General features: G+C 69.9%; 10 protein-coding genes and 2 pseudogenes. 6 read left to right on the forward strand and 6 right to left on the reverse strand.

The features are described 5' to 3' along the window. Window positions 1-97 precede the first annotated feature (97 nt). Entirely contained in the window at window positions 98-1,690 is a 1,593-nt protein-coding gene (gene dacB, locus AQI70_RS32880; protein WP_062156108.1) for a D-alanyl-D-alanine carboxypeptidase/D-alanyl-D-alanine endopeptidase, read from the forward strand. Window positions 1,691-2,207: 517 nt separating this feature from the next. On the opposite strand, the gene AQI70_RS32885 is transcribed toward dacB, so the two are convergent. The 5 genes from AQI70_RS32885 to AQI70_RS32905 are packed head-to-tail and all read right to left on the reverse strand — an operon-like array spanning window position 2,208 to window position 8,509. Next, on the reverse strand, window positions 2,208-3,218 hold the full coding sequence (locus AQI70_RS32885; protein WP_062156109.1) for a LacI family DNA-binding transcriptional regulator: 1,011 nt from the start codon (window positions 3,216-3,218) through the stop codon (window positions 2,208-2,210). Next, on the reverse strand, window positions 3,218-5,470 hold the full coding sequence (gene yicI / locus AQI70_RS32890) for an alpha-xylosidase (protein ID WP_062156110.1): 2,253 nt from the start codon (window positions 5,468-5,470) through the stop codon (window positions 3,218-3,220). Before yicI ends, AQI70_RS32885 begins: the two co-directional genes overlap by 1 nt. Window positions 5,471-5,481: 11 nt before the next feature. Continuing rightward, window positions 5,482-6,315, reverse strand: coding sequence for a carbohydrate ABC transporter permease (locus tag AQI70_RS32895; RefSeq protein WP_062156111.1), 834 nt, complete (start codon window positions 6,313-6,315; stop codon window positions 5,482-5,484). Next, window positions 6,312-7,226 carry a carbohydrate ABC transporter permease gene (locus AQI70_RS32900; protein ID WP_062156112.1) on the reverse strand — a complete coding sequence of 305 codons (915 nt, stop codon included), beginning with the start codon at window positions 7,224-7,226 and terminating at the stop codon, window positions 6,312-6,314. Before AQI70_RS32900 ends, AQI70_RS32895 begins: the two co-directional genes overlap by 4 nt. Then, the gene (locus AQI70_RS32905; RefSeq protein ID WP_062156113.1) at window positions 7,223-8,509 is read right to left on the reverse strand and encodes an ABC transporter substrate-binding protein; all 1,287 of its coding nucleotides are present in this window, start codon (window positions 8,507-8,509) and stop codon (window positions 7,223-7,225) included. The genes AQI70_RS32900 and AQI70_RS32905 overlap by 4 nt, the downstream gene beginning before the upstream one ends. A gap of 152 nt (window positions 8,510-8,661) precedes the next feature. Here AQI70_RS32905 and AQI70_RS32910 point away from each other — a divergent pair, with 152 nt between their 5' ends. Further along, entirely contained in the window at window positions 8,662-10,035 is a 1,374-nt protein-coding gene (locus AQI70_RS32910) for a cytochrome P450 (RefSeq protein ID WP_062156114.1), read from the forward strand. Window positions 10,036-10,140: 105 nt separating this feature from the next. Here AQI70_RS32910 and AQI70_RS32915 read toward each other — a convergent pair whose 3' ends face one another. Continuing rightward, window positions 10,141-11,412 carry an MFS transporter gene (locus AQI70_RS32915; RefSeq protein WP_062156115.1) on the reverse strand — a complete coding sequence of 424 codons (1,272 nt, stop codon included), beginning with the start codon at window positions 11,410-11,412 and terminating at the stop codon, window positions 10,141-10,143. A gap of 84 nt (window positions 11,413-11,496) precedes the next feature. Between AQI70_RS32915 and AQI70_RS32920 the strand changes: the two genes are divergently transcribed. The 4 genes and pseudogenes from AQI70_RS32920 to AQI70_RS32940 all read left to right on the forward strand — a co-directional run. Then, window positions 11,497-12,471: a LysR family transcriptional regulator gene (locus AQI70_RS32920; protein ID WP_062156116.1), complete on the forward strand. Its 975-nt coding sequence runs from the start codon at window positions 11,497-11,499 to the stop codon at window positions 12,469-12,471. 98 nt (window positions 12,472-12,569) lie between these two features. Then, complete coding sequence (locus tag AQI70_RS32925) at window positions 12,570-13,460, forward strand: hypothetical protein (protein WP_107117131.1); 891 nt, start codon at window positions 12,570-12,572, stop codon at window positions 13,458-13,460. Further along, window positions 13,460-14,660 (forward strand): annotated as a pseudogene (locus AQI70_RS38010) (bifunctional polysaccharide deacetylase/glycosyltransferase family 2 protein); the annotation flags it as partial. The gene AQI70_RS32925 and the pseudogene AQI70_RS38010, both read left to right, overlap by 1 nt. A 9-nt stretch (window positions 14,661-14,669) precedes the next feature. Next, window positions 14,670-18,818 (forward strand): annotated as a pseudogene (locus AQI70_RS32940) (polymorphic toxin-type HINT domain-containing protein); the annotation flags it as partial. Between the last annotated feature and the right edge of the window lie 85 nt (window positions 18,819-18,903).

The following is an 18,903-nucleotide window of genomic DNA, read 5'->3' on the forward strand; positions in this document are numbered from 1 at the left end:
GTTACGCCGACATGTCGCGGTCTTCGCGGGCCGAAACGCCGACGCCCGGGTGGAGCGGTCTGTCGCGGAGCCGGTGTGTCCGGGATCCTGCTGTCGCATGAGCAGACCCGTGAGAGATGCCGGGAGAAGCTTCAACTCCCGTAAACGCGTGTGGATCTGGTCCGTCGCGGTCGCGCTCGTCGCCGCCGTTCTCGGGCCCGGCGCGCAGGCCGGTGCGGACGCGGACCGCAGTGGTCTCGCCGAGGCCATCGACACCATCCTGGGCGATCCGCGCATGGAGGGCGGCACGGCGAGTGTCGTCGTCGCCGACGCCGGCAGCGGCGAGCTCCTCTACCAGCATCTGCCCGCCACCCGGCTGATGCCCGCCTCCAACACCAAGCTCACCACCTCGGCCGCCGCGATGGAGATCCTCGGGCCCGAGTACCGGTTCAGCACCGAAGTCCTGACGAACGGGCGGCGGTACGGCTCCCTGCTGCACGGCGATCTGTATCTGCGCGGCACGGGGGATCCGACCCTGCTCGCCGAGGACTACGACGAACTCGCCGAGCGGATCGCCGACTCGGGGATCACCCGCGTCGACGGACGGCTCATCGCCGACGACACCCGGTTCGACACCCAGCGGCTCGGCCGCTCCTGGGCCGCCGACGACGAGTCCTCCTACTACTCCGCGCAGATCAGCGCGCTCAGCGTGGCACCGGACACCGACTACGACACCGGGACCGTGATCGTCACCGTCACGCCGGGGGAGGCGGCCGGTGACGAACCGGTCGTCACCGTCACGCCCGACACCGACTACGTCGACCTCGACGTGAGGGCCACGACCGTCGCCGCCGGCGGCGCGAACGACCTCACCGTCGAGCGGGAGCACGGCACGAACACCATCGTCGTGAGCGGTACGACACCCGTCGGCGGGGCCGGCGCCAAGGAGTGGGTCACCGTGTGGGAGCCCACCGGATACGCCGCCGCCGTCTTCCGGGACGCGCTCGTGGAGCACGGTGTGAAGGTCGTGGGGCCGACGCGCCTGGGACGCCAGACTCCCGCAGGAGCAAGGGAGTTGGCCGCACATGACTCCATGGCGTTGAAGGACATGCTGATCCCGTTCATGAAGCTCTCCAACAACATGCACGCCGAGGTCCTCACCAAGGCCATGGGCTACGAGGTCTCGCGGCAGGGGACCTGGAGCGCAGGGCTGGCCGCGATCAGCGGCTACCTCAAGGGCATCGGCGTCGACACCGGCAAGGTGCGGCAGGTGGACGGGTCCGGGCTCTCGCGGATGGACAGCTTCCCGGCCGGGCAGTTCGTCAAGCTGCTCCTCGCCGTGCGGGACGAGCCCTGGAACGCCGACTGGTACCGCTCACTGCCCGTCGCCTGCGCCCCGGACCGGTTCGTCGGCGGTACGTTGCGGTCGCGGATGTGCGGGACGGCCGCCGCGCTCAACGCCCGTGCGAAGACGGGGTCGTTGACGGGGGCGTCGGGGCTGTCCGGGTACGTCACGGACGCCGGGGGACGTGAACTCGTCTACAGCATCGTTCTCAACAACTATCTGGCCTCGTCCGTGAAGCCGCTGGAGGACGCGATCGTGGTGACGCTGGCCAAGTCGACTGCTCAGGCGGCCGGTTCGGCGTCGGTCCGGCGGGGCGGAACGAACATCGACATCGAGTGCAGTTGGCGTAAGCCGGATATCTGCTGATTGCGCATAGTAAGCGCGTGAATACAGTAATCTGACGCCGTGACGCACCCCTCGGGTGCGTCCTCCCTTCACTCCGGGCCCCGTCCCCTCGGGGCCCGGCCCGACGAGAGCGGTCCCGGGACCGTGACTGGCTGCCTCACGTCGAAGGGAGGACGCCCCAGCATGTGCCGTCACGAGGGGAAGAAACCGACTCTCGTCATGCGGCTGATCCGGCTCTTGCCGGAGCGGGCGGCAAGGCACGCGAGGAGGTGGCTGCTCTGGTGGCTCAGCAGGTAGCCGGATATCCCCCAGAGAGCTGGGGATATCCGACAGGCTCCTGCTGAGCCTGGGCCCCCGCTCGGATACCGGTCCGATGCGGGGGCCCACCTTTTCTGGTGGGCCAAGAGACAGCCGGATGTCCCCACGGAGCTTGGGGACATCCGACAAGCTCCTGCTGAGCCTGGCCCTCGCTCGGATTCCAGTCCGCTTCCAAGTACAGCACAACAGCCCCCGCCCCGGCACCACGATCACCCACAGTTCACGCCACCGCCCGGCGCCCCGTACTCCCCCTCTCCGTCATCCTCGGCGCCAGCAAGGTCGCCTCCGGCACCCCCTTCCCGCCCAGCTTCCCCATCAGCAGTTCCACCGCCCGCGCCCCCACCTCGGCGGACGGCAACGCGATCGACGTCACCGGCACCCGCAGCGATTCGGCGAGCTCATCCGGGCAGATCGCGGTGACCGACAGATCCCCCGGCACCCGCAACCCCAACTCCTCGAACGCGTCGATCAGCGGCTCCAGAACCGCCTCGTTGTGCACGACGACCCCCGTCAACGCGGGCTGCTCCCGCAGCAGTTGCTCGGCGACCGCACGAGCCGCCGCGGGCGACGCCTCGCACGGATGTACGGCGGAGGCGAGCCGCCCCCGGTCGGCGGCGGCCGTGAACCCCTGCACCACCCGCTGCGCGAACGCCGTCCCCCGCACATACACCTCCGGCGGCGACCCCACCAGCGCCACCACCCGGTGCCCCAGCCGCGCCAGATGCTCCACGCACGCCTCACCGGCCGCCCTGAAGTCGAGGTCGATGCAGGTCAGCCCCTCCGCGTCCGCCGGGAAGCCGATCAGCACCGACGGCCGGTCGAGTCCCCGCAACAGCGGCAGCCGCGGATCGTCGAGCTGCACGTCCATCACGATCAGCGCGTCCGCAAGCGCCGTGTCCACGACCCGCCGCAGCCCGTCCTCGCCCTCCTCCTGGGTCAGGAGCAGCACGTCATGGTCGTATCGCCGTGCCGTCGTCACCACGGACACCGCGAACTGCATCACCACCGGCACATTGATGCCCGCCCGCAGCGGCACCATCAGGGCCAGCACGTTCGACCGGCTGCTGGCGAGCGCGCGGGCGCCGACGTGCGGGCGGTAGCCCAGTCGGCGGACGGCCTCCTCGACGCGGCGCCGGGTCTCCTCCGAGATCGGGCGTTTGCCGCTCAGGGCGTAGGACACCGTGCTGGGGGACACCCCGGCATGCCGCGCCACATCAGTGATCTTCACCATCAGCCCAGCTCCACCGTGAGGAACCCGGTCCCGGCCTGCGCCCGGACCTCCCGCTCACCCGCCGCCAGCCCCCAGGGCGCGGCCGGGTCACCGCACGACGCCCGCAACGTGTCCCCTTCCCGTACGACGGTGAAGACGACGTCCCCGACCCGCACCGTCCGCTGCGCGCCCCGCTCCACCCCGTACGCCCGCAGCGTCACCCCGTCGGCATGGTCGTAGTCGGGCCGGTCGTCCACCGCGCCCACCGGGATCACCGCGCCCGGCCGCACCAGCAGCGGCACGCTCAGGAAGCCGTGCTTCTCGCGCACCCAGCGCGGGCCGGTCACCGTCCGCCCGCTCAGGAAGTGGGTCCAGGTGCCCTCGGGGACGTAGTAGGCCACCTCCCCCTCGTCGCTGAACACCGGCGCCACCAGCAGGTCCGGCCCGAGCATGTACTGCCGTTCCAGATGCGCGCACCCGGGGTCGTCCGGGAACTCCAGCACCATCGCCCGCATCATCGGCACGCCCTCGGTGTGGGCGGTGCGGGCGGCCTCGTAGAGGTAGGGCATGAGGCGCAGCTTCAGGCGGGTGAAGAGCCTTGCCACGTCCACGGCTTCCTCGTCGAACAGCCATGGGACGCGGTACGACGACGATCCGTGCAGGCGGCTGTGCGAGGACAGCAGGCCGAACGCCAGCCACCGTTTGAACAGCGCCGGTGACGGGGTCCCCTCGAAGCCGCCGATGTCGTGGCTCCAGTACCCGAAGCCGGACAGGCCCAGGGACAGCCCACCGCGCAGCGACTCCGCCATCGACTCGTACGTCGCCTCGCAGTCGCCGCCCCAGTGCACCGGGAACTTCTGGCTCCCCGCCGTCGCCGATCGGGCGAAGACCACCGCCTCCTCCTCACCGCGGTGCTTGCGCAGCACGTCGAAGACGGTGCGGTTGTAGAGGAACGTGTAGTAGTTGTGCATCCGCTCCGGGTCGGAGCCGTCCGCCCACCGCACGTCGACCGGGACGCGTTCGCCGAAGTCGGTCTTGAAGCAGTCGACGCCCTGCGCGAGGAGCGCCTCCAGCTTTGCGGCGTACCAGTCGCGGGCGGCGGGGGAGGTGAAGTCGACCAGTGCCATGCCGGGCTGCCACAGGTCCCACTGCCAGATGCTGCCGTCCGGGCGCCTGAGCAGATGCCCCAGTGCCTTTCCCTCCACGAACAGGGGAGAGCGCTGGGCTATGTACGGGTTGATCCAGACACAGATCCGCAGTCCCCTCGCCTTCAGCCGGGACAGCATCCCCTCCGGGTCCGGGAAGACCCGCGGGTCCCACTGGAAGTCGCACCAGTTGAACTCGCGCATCCAGAAGCAGTCGAAGTGGAAGACCGAGAGAGGGAGTTCACGCTCGCGCATGCCGTCCACGAAGGACGTCACCGTCTCCTCGTCGTACGACGTCGTGAAGGACGTCGACAGCCACAGGCCGAAGGACCACGGGGGCGGGAGAGCGGGGCGGCCGGTCAGGGCCGTGTACTTGCGGAGGATGTCCTTCGGGGTCGGACCGTAGATGACGTAGTACGTCAGCTCCTGTGTCTCCGCGCTGAACTGCACCCGGGAGACGACCTCGGAAGCCACCTCGAAGGAGACCTTGCCCGGGTGGTCGACGAAGACGCCGTAGCCCGCGTCCGTGAGACAGAAGGGGACGTTCTTGTACGCCTGCTCGCTGCACGTGCCGCCGTCGGCCTGCCAGAGGTCGACGACCTGCCCGTTCTTCACCAGAGGGCCGAAGCGCTCGCCGAGGCCGTAGACGGACGTCCCCACACCGAGGTTCAGCTGCTCGCGCAGATAGTGCGCCCCGGATCCGTCGCGCATGATGCCCATGCTCTTGGGGCCGCTGGAGGTGAGCGTGCGACCGCCGGCGAGGAACTCGACCTGCCAGGAGCCGGTGCGCGCGACCCGGACCGACAGCGCGCCGGAGGTGAGGGTCGCGTGCTCCTCGTCGTACGAGATCTGCGGGGTGGTCTCGTCCGACTCGGTGAGCTCGAACTCGGGGCCGCGGGGCTGCTCGCCCGAGAAGTGGGTCAGGGTGAGGCCGATGACGTCGGGCATCGGCGTGTGGGCGTTGATCGTCATGACCGGTCCCGTCATCAGGTCGCCGCGTGTGCGGATGGGCCGGGTCGGCGCGTGGATCTCCAGGGCGCCGTCCGACTCGGTGACATCGAGGACTTCGGCGGGATGGGCCGCGGTGACGCCCTCGCGCAGCAGCCAGTAACCGTCGGTGAACTTCATGTGGGGGGTCCTTACTTCACGGCACCCACGGCGATGCCGCGGGTGAGGGTCCGCTGGAAGACGAGGAAGAAGACGAGGGCGGGCAGGACGCCGAGGAGGGCGGCCGCGTTGGTCATCGTGGCGTCCATCAGGCGCTGGCCCTGGAGGACGCCGAGGGCCACCGACACCGTCTGGTTGTCGTTGGAGATCAGCATCACCAGGGGGAGCAGGAACTCGTTCCAGGTCCAGATGAAGAAGAAGACCAGGAGCACGCCGAGGGTCGGGCGGCTGACCGGGACGACGATCCGCCACAGCACCTGCCACTTGTTCGCGCCGTCGATGCGGGCCGCCTCGATGATCTCGCGGGGGAACCGGCCGAGGACGGCGGAGAGCAGATACGTGCCGAAGGCCGCCTGGAGCACCGTGAAGACGATGATCACGCTGAGGCGGGTGTCGTAGAGGCCTGCCTCCTTGCTCAGGTAGTAGATCGGATAGACCAGGGCCTCCTGCGGCAGCATGTTGGCCAGCACGAAGAAGGCCAGCACCCAGGTGCGGCCCTTGATGCGGCCGATGCCGATCGCGTACGCGTTGAGGATCGACAGGGCCGCGGCGAGCACCGCCACCGCGCCGCTGATCAGCAGGGAGTTGAGGAGCTTTTGGCCGTAGTCGACGCGCTCCCAGAAGTCCTTCAGGCCGTCGAGGTAGAGGCCCTCGGGGAGGCTGAGGGGGCCGTTCTGGGAGTACTCCGCCGGGGACTTGACCGCGTTGACGACGACGATCAGGAAGGGGACGACCATGAAGAGGGCCCCGAGGCAGAGGGCGAGGAGGACGGGGGAGCGCCGCAGGGCGGCTGTCCTGCTCGTCATGTGCGGGCCCCTTCCTCGGCGTCCTCGGCCCGCGTCTGGAACTTCAGGCCGATCAGGGCGAGGACGAGGATGATCACCGTCAGCACGGTGGAGATCGCGGCGCCGTAGCCGACCTGGGTCTTCTCGAAGAACGTGGTGAAGGAGAAGTAGGAGGGGACGTTGGTCGCCCCGCCGGGGCCGCCCTTCGTCAGCACGTACACCGCGCCGAACACCTTGAGCGCGGCGATGGTGCACCAGGTCAGGACGACATAGGTCTCCGGGCGGATCTGCGGCAGCGTGATGTGCCGGAAGCGGCGCCACCAGCCGGCGCCGTCCAGCTCCGCCGCCTCGTGCAGCTGCGGGTCCACCCGCTGGAGCCCGGCCATGAAGACGACCAGCGGGAAACCGAGCTGCACCCAGACCATGACGCCCATGACCGAGTACAGCGCGAGGTCGGGATCGCCGAGCCAGTCCTGCTGCCAGGAGCCGAGGCCGACGGCCTCCAGCAGTGCGTTGAGGGAGCCGTTCTCCGGGGCGAGGATCCAGCTCCAGACGATGCCGGCGACCGCGATCGGCAGCACCTGGGGGAGATAGAAGCAGGCGCGCAGGACGGTGACGACCTTCGAGCCGTGGTGCCGGCCGATGTAGTCGAACAGGGCGGCGGCCAGGACGAGGCCGATGACCGTCGGTACGGCCGCCATCGCCACGACCATGAACAGGCTGTGCCGGAACGACGCCCAGAACTCGGAGTCGTCCATCAGCTCCCGGTAGTTGGCGAGCCCCGACCACTTCGGGCTCCCCACGCCCTGCCAGTCGGTGAAGCTCACCGCCGTGTTCATCAGGAAGGGGGCGACCATGACCGCCAGGAACGCCAGGGCGCCCGGGAGGAGAAACAGGGCGTAGGAATGCCGAGGGCCGCGGCCTGCCCTCACTCCGGTGCGCCCTTGTCGTAGGCCTCCTGCAGCGCGTCCAGGTACGCGTCCGGTGTCGCGCTGCCGGTGATCAGCTTCTGGGTCTCGGAGACGAGGACGTCGTAGAAGCCGGTGACCGGCCAGTCGGGGTAGAAGGCCAGGCCGTCGTTCTCGGAGAGGGTGTTGAAGTTCTCGATGAGCGCCTTGGACTGCGGGTCGGTGATGGCGTTCGCGTCGGCCGCGACGGGGACGCCGCCCTTGTTGCCGAGCAGGTTCTGGATCCTCTTCGACATGGTGATGTCGATGAAGTCGTAGGCGAGCTCCTTGTTCTCGGCGTTCTCGGGGACCACCCACAGGTTGCCGCCGGAGCCGAGGGTCAGGTCGGATCCGGGCCACAGGAAGGTGCCCCAGTCGAATGCCGCCTCCGCCTGGAAGCGGCCGAACCACCAGCTGCCGGAGAACAGGATCGGGTACTCGCCCCGGATGAAGGAGACGCCCGCCTGCTCGGCCTTGACGCCGGTGGATTTCTTGCTGATGTAGCCCTTCTTCACCCAGTCGGCGAAGGTCTCGGCCGCGTACGTCCACGCCTCGTCGTGGAAGTCGGCCTCGCCCTTGTACAGCTCGAACGCGTCGACCCAGGCGCGGTCCGCCTTCGACAGGGCCAGCTGGTAGAGGTACTGGTGGGCGATGTACTCGTTGCCGGCGTTGGCGAGGGGGGTGACGCCCTCGTCGACGAACCTGTCCATCGCGGCGGTGAGTTCGTCGAACGTCCTCGGCTCGGCGATCCCGTGCTTTTCGAACAGGTCCTTGTTGTAGAAGACCATCGTGTACTCGGCGTAGTTGGGCACGCCGTACCACTTGCCGGAGCCCATCACGCCCTGTGCGTCGTACCGGCTGGTGGTGGCGACGCCCGCACTGAGCTTCCTGTCCCAGCCGCGCCTGGTCACCTCGTCGGTGAGGTCGGTGAGGAGCCCCTGCTTGGAGAGCAGGCCCGCCGTCGCGTTGCCCTTGTTGTACTCCAGGATGTCGGGGGCGTCGGAGGAGTTGAGGACCATCTGGGCGGTCTTCTGGATCTGCTCGAAGCTCTTCTCCTCGTACTCCACCTCGACGCCCGGATGCTTCGCCTCGAACTCCTTGACCGCCTCCGCCCAGGCGACGCCCATCGCGCTGTTGGCGCCCTCGTAGTGCCAGAGGCGGAGGGTGTCGCCGGAGGAGCCACTGTCCGAGCCGCCGCAGGAGGCCAGCAGCAGTGATCCGCCGAGGACCACGGCCAGGGCGGCCACACGCCTACGTGCCGTCAACATCCGGTGCCTCCAGGGGAGTCGGACGGGAGTCGGAGGCGACGTCACACAGTGTCTGTCGAATCGATTCGATGCGTGACGTCGAAGCGCTTCGACGGGCGAAGGTATGTGCGACCCGTGGGTGAGTCAATGGATCGGGCGGGAATTGGTGAACCATGACGATGACGACCTCGGCGCCCCAGGCGCCGATCGTGACGGCGAGCCCGCTGTTCGGCTCGATGGGCGACCTGCTGAACGATCCCCTCGGAGCCTATCTGCGGGCGCGCCGCGACCACGGCGACGTGGTCCGCTTCCGGGCCGGGCCGCCGGGACTGCGGTCGGACATCTACGCGGTGTTCTCGGCCGAGGGCGCCCAGCAGGTGCTGGCGACCCGGGCGGCCGACTTCCGCAAGGACAACGTCTTCTACGAGGAACTGCGCCAGTCGGTCGGCAACGGGCTGCTCACCAGCCAGGACGAGGCGTACCTGCGGCAGCGCAGGCTGGTGCAGCCGCTGTTCACGCGTCGCCGGGTGAACGGTTACGCGTCCCAGGTGGCCGGGGAGGCGGCCGCGTTGGCGGCGGTGTGGCGCGAGGCGCCGGGCGGGAGCGTCGAACTCGTCGGTGAGATGCACCGGTTCGCCCTGCGCGTCGTCGGCCGCATCCTGTTCGGGACGGACGTGGAGAAGGCGTTCGAGGTGATCGAGCGCACCCTGCCCCCGCTCCAGGAGTACTCCCTCAAGCGCGGTTTCTCCCCGCTCAAGGCGCCGCGCACCTGGCCGACCCCCGCCAACCGCCGCGCCGGACGCCTCCAGGCGGAGCTGTACGGCCTGTGCGACGGGATCATCGAAAGCCGCCGGGGCCGTCAGGACGGGGACGACCTGGTCACCCTCCTCGTCCACGCCGAGAACGCCGAGGACGGCAGCCTCGACGCCGACGAACTCCGCGAGCAGGTCCTGATCTTCCTGCTGGCCGGCCATGAGACGACCGCCACCGCGCTCGCCTTCGCCCTGCACCTCCTCGCCCGGCATCCGGAGGAACAGCGGCGCGTGCGGGACGAGGTGGACCGAGTGCTCGGCGGCCCGGGCGGACGGGTGCCCACCGCGGCCGACATGGAGGCGCTGCCGTGTCTGACGAGGGTCCTGAAGGAGGCCATGCGGCTGTATCCCTCCGCGCCCGTCATCGGCCGCCGCTCGGTCGCCGACGCGGAGATCGAGGGCGTACGGATCCCCGCCGGTGCCGACGTCCTGGTCAGCCCCTGGGTCACCCAGCGCCACCCCGACTACTGGCCCGACCCGGAGCGCTTCGACCCCTCGCGCTTCACCCCGGAGGCGGAGGCGGGCCGGCCGCGCTATGCCTGGTTCCCGTTCGGCGGCGGGCCGCGTGCCTGCATAGGCCGGCACCTGTCGATGCTGGAGTCGGTGCTCGGGCTCGCGGTGCTGCTGCGGGAGTTCGAGTTCGAGGACGCCGAGGCGGGAGAGGTGCCGCTCGGGGCGGGGATCACGCTGATGGCGAAGGGGCCGGCTCGGGCACGGATCGCTCCGCGGGGGTGAGCGGTTGGGGGGAGTGCCGCGATGGGGCGTTGTTTGTCTGCGGCGCCGTTGGGGCTGGTCGCGCCCGCGCGGCGGAGCCGCATATTGATTCAGCCCCGCGCCCCTTCAGGGCGTTGCTGCGAGCGCGATCAGCAGTGCCGCTGCCGCCGCGGTGATCGGTACTCCGTATCCGGCCGTCGTGGACAGGTGCTCCACCGTCCAGCCGCCCAGCGCGCTGCCGCAGGCGATACCGCCGAGCAGGGCTGTCACCGCGAGGGTCATCCCCTCGTTGAGGCGGCCGTCCGGGGTGCGCTGCTGGACCAGGGCCATGTTGGTGATCATGGTCGGGGCCGTGGCCATGCCGGAGATCAGCAGGGCGCCGGACAGCACAAGGAGCGAGCCGGTGAGGGACGCGGCGAGCAGGGGCAACGTCAGCAGCGTGGTCATCGCCGCTATGCACCACGGGTAGCGGTACTCGGCGGCACCGGGGAGCCTGAGTCGGCCGTACAGCAGGCCCGCCGCACAGGACCCGGCAGCCTGGAGGGCGAGTACCGCGCCCGCCGCCGTACGGTGGCCCTGGGCGTCCGCGAAGGCGATGGTGACGACCTCCGTCGAGCCGAACACCGCGCCCATGGCGAGGCAGACGGCCAGCAGAGCGGGCATACCGGGGGCGCGGAAAGGCGACTTCCCGGTCGTGTGCGTATGCGGCGCGGGCGGCGGCTCCGTCGACCGCTGGGCCGCGAAGACCAGCACGCCCGTCACGAGGAGCACCGCTCCGACCAGCGTCCCCGCTTCCGGGAAGAACACCCCGCACAGGAAGGCCGCGAGCACCGGGCCCAGCATGAAGCACAGCTCGTCCGCGGCCTGCTCGAAGGAGTTCGCGGTGTGCAGGGACGCGGCGTCGCCCTTGAGCAGATGGGCCCAGCGGGCGCGGGACATGCCGCCGGTGTTGGGGGTGGTCGCGGTCGCGGCGTACGCGGCGAAGAGGGTCCAGGCCGGGGCGTCGTAGCGCACGCACAGCACCAGCGCGAGGCTGCCCAGTGCCGCGAGGACCGTGGCGGGTACGGCGACGCGGGCCTGGCCGTACCGGTCCACGAGCCGCGCGGTCCAGGGGGCGACCAGCGCGGTCGCCGCGAGGCCGGTCGCGGTGACCGCGCCGGCGAGGGCGTACGAGCCGCGCGTACCGGCGATCATGACGACGGCGCTCACGCTGAACATGCCCATGGGCAGCCGGGCGACCAGGTTGCCGAGGGTGAAGGCGCGGGCGCCGGGGCGGGCGAAGAGCCGACGGTACGGGCCGGGCGGGCGGTTCCTCGTCCGCCGCCCGAAGTCGACGGCTACGAGGGTGTCGGCGGTGACGGTGAGCAACGGGGCGTCCGGGGTGGGCTGTTGCGGCATGGGTCCACCGTCGCCCGAAGAGGATCAAGGGGTCCAACACCTGTCCGTCGCGGATTGACGCACCTGCGTTGTAGGTTTCGCCGCATGCCCGCCCACTCCGCTCACCTCGACCCCCGCCTGCTGCGCGCCTTCCTCGCCGTGGCGGAGGAACTGCACTTCACGCGCGCCGCGGCCCGCCTGTACGTCGCCCAGCAGGCGCTCAGCCGGGACGTACGGCGGCTGGAGCGGGAGCTGGGCGCAGAGCTGTTCGTCCGGACCACCCGGCAGGTCACGCTGACGGCCGACGGCGAGCGACTGGTGCCGTACGCCCGCCGCGCCCTCCAGGCCCAGGACGACCTGCTCGCCGCCTTCGGCCAGGCCCGCCCCCTGCTGGTGGACCTGAACTCGCCGGGTCTCGAAACGAGCCGCAGGGTCCTGCACCGGGCCCGCGAACTCGCCCCCGACTGCGAGCTGATGGCCCGCTACGAGAGCGGCCTGACCGGAGCGGCCGCCGAGGTGCTCGCGGGCCGCCTCGACGCGTCCTTCGGCCGGTTCGCCGGTCTGGCCCCGGCGCTGCGGACGGGCCTCGACCACCAGCCCGTCCGCTACGAGCCCATGGCGATCCTGCTGCCCGAGGACCACCGGCTGGCGGAACTGGACGCCGTGCCCCTGCCCGAGCTGGCGGGCGAGACCGTGTACGCGGGGGCCGGAAATCCCCGTACGCCGGAGTGGACCGACCTCGCGCGTCAGCTGTTCGAGGGGCGGGGGATCGAGATCGCGTCGCCCGGGCCGCTGGCCGTCGGCGAGGAGGAGTTCCAGCGGGTCATGGCCAAGTGGCGGAACCCGATCCTCGCCGTGGTGGGCTTCCCCGCCATGCCGGACACGGTGCTGCGCCCGCTGGTCGATCCGGTCCCCCTGTCGCCCGTGTCACTGGTCTGGCGCAAGGGGATGACGCACCCCGGGATGGACGCCCTTCGCCGGGCGGCGGCCGAGCTCTCCGCGGCGCAGGGATGGCTGCTCAGGCCCGCGGGGGGATGGCTTCCGGCCATTGACACCATGCTGATGAATGTCCACATCTGACATATAGGCACCACATGACCCATGAGCGCACTACATTCGCCGGGTCCGTCGACGGGTGCTCGGGGTCGTGAGCGCACCCGGAACGGTCCCGTGGGGGGATGCACGTGCGCCAGAACAACGAGAACATGTGGCCGAACAGCGCCCAACCGGAATGGCCCGACGCGGCATCCGGGACGAGGGGAACCCCGGCGACGGGGGACGCGACCCAGGCTTTCACCGAGACGGGAACCCGGACGGCCGCCTTCCCCGACCCGTGGGAGGACATCCACGACCCGCACGAGGTGACCGTCCAGCTGGACGCCGTCGCGTCACTGCCCGGCGAACGGCTCACCGGCCGGCCGGAGGGCGCCGCGGCGGACGGCTCCGACGGCCCGGTGTTCGTGGACGAGTCGGGCCGCCGCAGCCGCAGATACCGCCGTATCGGCATCCTCGCCGGCACGACCTGCGCGGTCTACGCCGTCGTCATCGTCGCCACCCTGCTGGCCGGCAACTCCCATGCGCCCTGGCTGCCCGTGCCGGACCAGGGGGAGGGAAAGGAGGCCGGCCGGGTCGAGAACCCGCCGCTGCCCGCGGAGCTCGCCGAGCCCACCGCCGCCGGTAGCGGCATCGGAACCGGCGGCGGCCGGCCCGCTGTCCCGCCGGCGCCCGATGACACCACGACGCAGTCCCCGAGCGCCGGCACCACCACGTCCGGCGCCTCCGCCCGCCCCGCCGAGCCCGTCCCCTCCGCCGTCCCCCAGCCGACGGAGACGCGGACGACGCCGCGCACCGGGGCCGGCCCGACCCCGGACCCCGAGAAGCCGACCGCCCCGTCGGTGACCGGCACCCCCGACCCGCCCACCACCCAGGAACCCTCCCTCGGCCCACCTGACCTGCCCGCCGACGGCAGCGCCGGCCCGGGGAGCGGAACCGAGACGGTGGCCGACGGCGCGAGCGGCCCCCGTCCCGTCGCCGCCGAGTCCCCGAAGGACCCGGAGCACACCCTCTGATGGCAGCCCGCACCCGTCGTCCCGGGCCCGCCTCCGCTGCCCGCGACGGCTTACGCCGCCGTCTCCCCATGCGCCTGCTGCTGCCCTCGCTCGCCCTCGTCGCCCTGATGGCGATGCTGATGCTGCACGGCTATGTCCACAACGAGATCCTGGCCGACCACCGCGTACGGCCGCCCGGCGCCGCCGACCGGGTGCCGGAGCGGATCCTGAAGGGCGGCCCGGTCATCGACACCCGCGGCGGCCGTACCCAGAGCCTGCGCCTGCGGGACCACCGTCTGGTCCTCACCTTCGACGACGGCCCGGACCCGGAGTGGACCCCCAAGGTCCTGGACGTGCTCGACAAGCACCGCGCCCTCGCGGTGTTCTTCATCACCGGCACCATGGCCTCGCGCCACCCCGACCTGGTGCGGCGCATGGTCGACGAGGGCCACGAGATCGGCCTGCACACCTTCAACCACCCCGACCTCTCCCGCCGGTCGAAGCAGCGCATCGACTGGGAGCTGTCCCAGAACCAGCTCGCGCTCACCGGCGCGGCCGGTATCCGCACCTCACTGTTCCGCCCGCCGTACTCGTCCTCCGCGTCCGCCATGGACAACGCCTCCTGGGCGGTGACCGAGTACATCGGCAGCCGGGGCTACCTCACCGTCGTCAACGACACCGACAGCGAGGACTGGCGCAGGCCCGGCGTCGAGCGGATCGTCCGCAACGCCACGCCCGAGGGCGGCAGGGGCGCGATCGTCCTGATGCACGACTCCGGCGGCGACCGCCACCAGACGGTGCGGGCCCTGGACCGGCTCCTGCCCCGGCTCAAGGCGCGGGGCTACGAGTTCGACACCCTCACCGAAGCTCTCGGCGCGGCCGGCGCGCACACCGAGGTCACCGGCGCCGGCCTGTGGAAGGGCAAGGCCTGGATCCTGCTGGTGCAGGCCTCGGACACCCTCACGGGCGTCCTCGTCGTCGGTCTCGCCGCCACCGGGTTCCTGGTCATCGGCCGCTTCGCCCTGATGCTCCTGCTCTCCGGCGTCCACGCCCGCCGGGTACGCCGCCGCGGCTTTCGCTGGGGCCCGGCGGTGACGGAACCGGTGTCGGTGCTCGTGCCCGCGTACAACGAGGCCAAGTGCATCGAGAACACCGTGCGTTCGTTGACGGCGAGCGAGCACCCGATCGAGGTGATCGTCGTCGACGACGGCTCGGGCGACCATCAAGGCAGTGCGGAACAGCTACGACAGCCTGGGGTACGGCGAGACACCGACCAAGGGGCTGGTCACCTCGGCTGCCGGGGTCAACGGCGCGGGAACCTCGTACTCGGTCGTCACGAAGACCACGTACGACCCACTGGGCCGCATCCGCACCATGACCAAGCCGGACGCAGGCACCACGGAGACGCAGTACACGCCCGGGGACACGGGCGGACCGGTCACCTCGGTGAAGACGATCAACGCCAAGGGCCACGCCGTCACCACGACCCTCGACCCGGGCCGCAGCCTGGCGCTGACGGTCAGCGACGCCAACGGCCGAGTCACGCGCAACGAGTACGACGCCCTCGGCCGCCAGGTGAAGGGCTGGTCACCGTCGCGTTCCTCGGGTGGCAAGTCCCCCGACGTGGAGATCGCGTACCAGGCGGCGGTGGCCACCTCCACCGAGACCAGGCCTGCCGCTGTCACCACGAAGACGCTGAAGGACGACGGTACGTACAGCCGTCAAGTGACGATCTACGACGGCCTGATGCGCCAGGTCCAGACCCAGTCCGAGGCGCACGGCCCCGGGCGGATCATCACCGACACGAAGTACGACGACCATGGCCTGGTCGCCGAACGGACGAGCGGCTACCTCGCGAAGGGCGAGCCGACGGCCGAGTTGTTCGCGCCGAGATCGAAAGCGCTGATCCCGAGCCGGGTCACGTACGGCTACGACGGTCTGGAACGGCCGTCGATTCAGCTGACGTACCACGGCGACGCCTTCCGACACGTGTCGTACACCTTCCACGACGACACCAGCGCCTTCACGGACCCGGCAGGCTCGACCGCTCCTCAGACGCGCACGTACACCGACGCCCTCGGCCGGGTCACCGCGATCCGCCACTACAAGGACAACGTCGCAACGGCCAACTGGGACCCCGCCACCTCCGAGACCAGCGGCCGCAAGACGACGTACGAGTACGACGCCCGCGGCTACCGCACGAAGGTCACCGACCCGGCGGGCAACACCTGGAGCTACACGTACGACGCCCGGGGCCGGGTGACGTCGGCCACCGACCCGGACACCGGCAGGACGGAGATCTGGTACGACGACGCCGACCGCCCGGTCAAGGCGACGGACGCCAAGTCGCGGACCACGTACACGACCTACGACGAGCTCGGCCGGATCACGTTCGTCCGTGAGGGCTCGGCAACCGCGGCCCCGGTCAAGTCGTTCACGTACGACAGCCTGCCGGGCGCGCTGGGCCAGCCGGTCGCCTCGACCCGGCACACGTCGGGCGGCGACTACATCAACCGGGTCACCGGCTACGACACCGACTACCGGCCGACGGGCAGTGAGACGGTCATCCCGTCGAACACGCTGACAGCAGGCCTGGCGGGCACGTACGCCTACGCGTACACCCACACCCCGACCGGCAAGCCGCAGTCGGTCACCCTGCCTGCCGTGGGCGGACTGGCGAAGGAGAAGGTCGTCACCCGCTACAACGGCGACGGCCTGGCCGAGTCCACCTCGGGCCTCGCCTGGTACACGTCCGACGCCACCTACTCGCCGTACGGCGAGGTCCTGCGGACGGTGTCCGGCTCTCAGCCCTACCGGGTCTGGACCACCAACTTCGTCGACCCGCACACCGGCCGCCTGCAGCGCACGGTCACCGACCGCGAGACCTCCGGCCCGCACCGCATCACGGACAGCTACTACTCGTACGACGTGTCCGGCACCATCGCGTCGAACGCCCGCATGCTGTCGGATGCTTCGGGCGAGACGTGGGACACCCAGTGCTTCACGTACGACGTGATGGGCGAGCTGGTGAACGCCTGGACGTCGAAGATCACCCCGGCCGGCAACGCCACCGGCTGCAAGGCGGCGAACGGCACGACGTGGGGCTATCGCACCGACTACCGGAACTCCTCCGGCCCGGTGGCCCATGCACCGGACACGGCGAGCGACAAGTCGAGCCCGGACGCTTCCCTGTCGTCGACCCTGTCGGCCACGGCACCCGACGCGGCGACCGTCGCCACGGGCACGACGGCGTACCGCCAGTCGTTCACCTACGACTGGCTGGGCAACCGCGCCACCCTGACGGAACACGACCCGGCGGACGCGACCAAGAACGTCAGCTACACGTACGGCTACGGCACCACCGCGCAGCCGCACACGATGAAGTGGATCAGCTCCGATCCGGCGGGCAAGGACAGCGTCTACACGTACGACGCCGCGGGCAACACCGAGGTCCGCGACCTGCCCGCCACCACGCAGAACCTGACCTGGACGTCCGAGAACAAGCTCGACACGATCACGGACGACGGCAAGAAGACGACGTACGTCTACGACGCCGCCGGCAACCGCATCCTGGAGAACTCACCGTCGGGCTCCACGCTCTACCTGGGCGAGACCGAGGTGACGACGGGCACAACCGGGGCGATCACGAAGGCTTCCCGCTCGTACGCCCAACCCGGCGCACCTACGGTGACCCGTACCACGAGCAATGGCGCCACGACGGGCCACAAGCTGAACGTCCTGCTCGCGGACCACCTCGGCACGGCGAACACAACAGTGGAGCTGTCGAGCGGCCAGCCCGTCACCCGCCGCGCCTTCAAGCCGTTCGGGGAACTCCGCGGCCCCAAGCCGTCGGCATGGCCGAACAAGCGCAGTTACCTGGGCGTTGGCATCGACGACGCAGCCACCGGCCTGACCCACATCGGCGCCCGTGAGTACGACCAGAACTCGGGCCGCTTCCTCTCGGCCGACCCACTCATCGACATCACTGAGCCGCTCCAGATGAACGGGTACGCCTACGCCGGCAACAGCCCGGTTTCACATTCCGACCCCACCGGCCTGTGCCGCGCCGACCAGTGCGGCGTCGGTGTCCCGAAGGGAGACGGATCCGGCGACATCATCACCACCGGGCCCATCGACCCCGGAAACCCGAGCGCGGGCAGCTGCCACAACGGAAGCTGCTCCCGCCCCAGCTACGGCGGTGGCGGCAACGACTCGGTCAACGACGTGGCGTGGGTCAGCAGCCAGACGCCCACGACGAACGACGTCCAGGATCTGCTGCGGCATTTCCAGATGAACAGCCCGAACGGTGACTCGCCGACCACCAACTACTGGGTCACTCCCGTCTACGAGAACAGCGGCCAGGGCAACGCATGCTTTGGCCGGGAGGCCTGCCGCCAGGCGTACAAGTACCTGCTGAATCACGACGATGCGGCCGAGGCAAAGCGCATCGCCGCCAACTACTGCGTCGAGAACTTCAACAAGTGTGTGGCGGACGCCGAGGCGTTCGAGCGCGGCAAGCTGATCGAGGACTTCATTGCTGCCCTGATCACTGGCGGCCGGGCTCCGAAGTCAAGCAAAGGGCTCACCGGTTGCAGGTGCTTCCTGGCCGGGACGGACGTCCTCATGGCAGACGGCACGACGAAAAACATCGATGACATCGAACTCGGCGACGAGGTCCAGGCCACTGACCCGGAAACCGGTGAGACCGGCCCCCGAAAGGTGACCCGGCTCATCAGGACCGAGGCCGACAAGCACTTCAACGAGCTGTCGATAGCAACCGAGGACGGCATCGAAGAGCTGACGGCCACCCACGAGCATCCCTTCTGGTCCCCCTCCGAACAGGATTGGATCGAGGCGGGTGCCCTGAAGCCGGGCATGACCCTGCTGACCGACGACGGCGACACCGTGATCGTCACGGGCAATCGCGCGTTCACCAAGCACGCCCGAACGTACAACCTCACGGTTGAGGACCTGCACACGTACTATGTGCTGGCGGGCGAGACGCCGGTGCTCGTACACAATTCCAACTGCTCCAGTAACGCCAAGATTCTTGGTGAGAATCTGGAGGCTTCCGGGGTCGCTCGACCTGCGGATACTGCCGCGCATCACATCGTGGCCAGTACCTCTCCGAAGGCCGCAGCGGCACGGAAGCAACTCTCCAGGTTCGGAATCGATATCAACGATGCGAGCAATGGCGTGTTCCTGCCGCGGGGGTCGGCGTCTGCGAATCCGACAGGTGCCTCAGTTCATTCGCGCATTCACACGAATGATTACTATGCCTACGTTAATGACTTGATGGGCGGTGCGAGAAACGCAAGAGAAGCCCGAGATGTGCTGGCCCACATACGAAGGCAGCTGCAAGGCGGGTACTGGCCGTAGCTAAGTGTGTAGCCTTGCCGTGGTGCGGCCGCGCCCCTGCGGCCGCACCACGGCAAGGTGTTGAATCTTGGAGCAAGCGAGGGAG

The sequence above is a fragment of the Streptomyces curacoi genome, assembly GCF_001513975.1.
GTDB classification, from domain to species: domain Bacteria; phylum Actinomycetota; class Actinomycetes; order Streptomycetales; family Streptomycetaceae; genus Streptomyces; species Streptomyces curacoi.

What these genes read in the sequence shown, in the direction of transcription:
- dacB (WP_062156108.1), top strand. Translation starts at nt 98, where the DNA reads ATGAGCAGACCCGTGAGAGATGCCGGGAGAAGCTTCAACTCCCGTAAA.
- AQI70_RS32885 (WP_062156109.1), bottom strand. Translation starts at nt 3,218, where the DNA reads ATGGTGAAGATCACTGATGTGGCGCGGCATGCCGGGGTGTCCCCCAGC.
- yicI (WP_062156110.1), bottom strand. Translation starts at nt 5,470, where the DNA reads ATGAAGTTCACCGACGGTTACTGGCTGCTGCGCGAGGGCGTCACCGCG.
- AQI70_RS32895 (WP_062156111.1), bottom strand. Translation starts at nt 6,315, where the DNA reads ATGACGAGCAGGACAGCCGCCCTGCGGCGCTCCCCCGTCCTCCTCGCC.
- AQI70_RS32905 (WP_062156113.1), bottom strand. Translation starts at nt 8,509, where the DNA reads ATGTTGACGGCACGTAGGCGTGTGGCCGCCCTGGCCGTGGTCCTCGGC.
- AQI70_RS32910 (WP_062156114.1), top strand. Translation starts at nt 8,662, where the DNA reads ATGACGATGACGACCTCGGCGCCCCAGGCGCCGATCGTGACGGCGAGC.
- AQI70_RS32915 (WP_062156115.1), bottom strand. Translation starts at nt 11,412, where the DNA reads ATGCCGCAACAGCCCACCCCGGACGCCCCGTTGCTCACCGTCACCGCC.
- AQI70_RS32920 (WP_062156116.1), top strand. Translation starts at nt 11,497, where the DNA reads ATGCCCGCCCACTCCGCTCACCTCGACCCCCGCCTGCTGCGCGCCTTC.
- AQI70_RS32925 (WP_107117131.1), top strand. Translation starts at nt 12,570, where the DNA reads ATGCACGTGCGCCAGAACAACGAGAACATGTGGCCGAACAGCGCCCAA.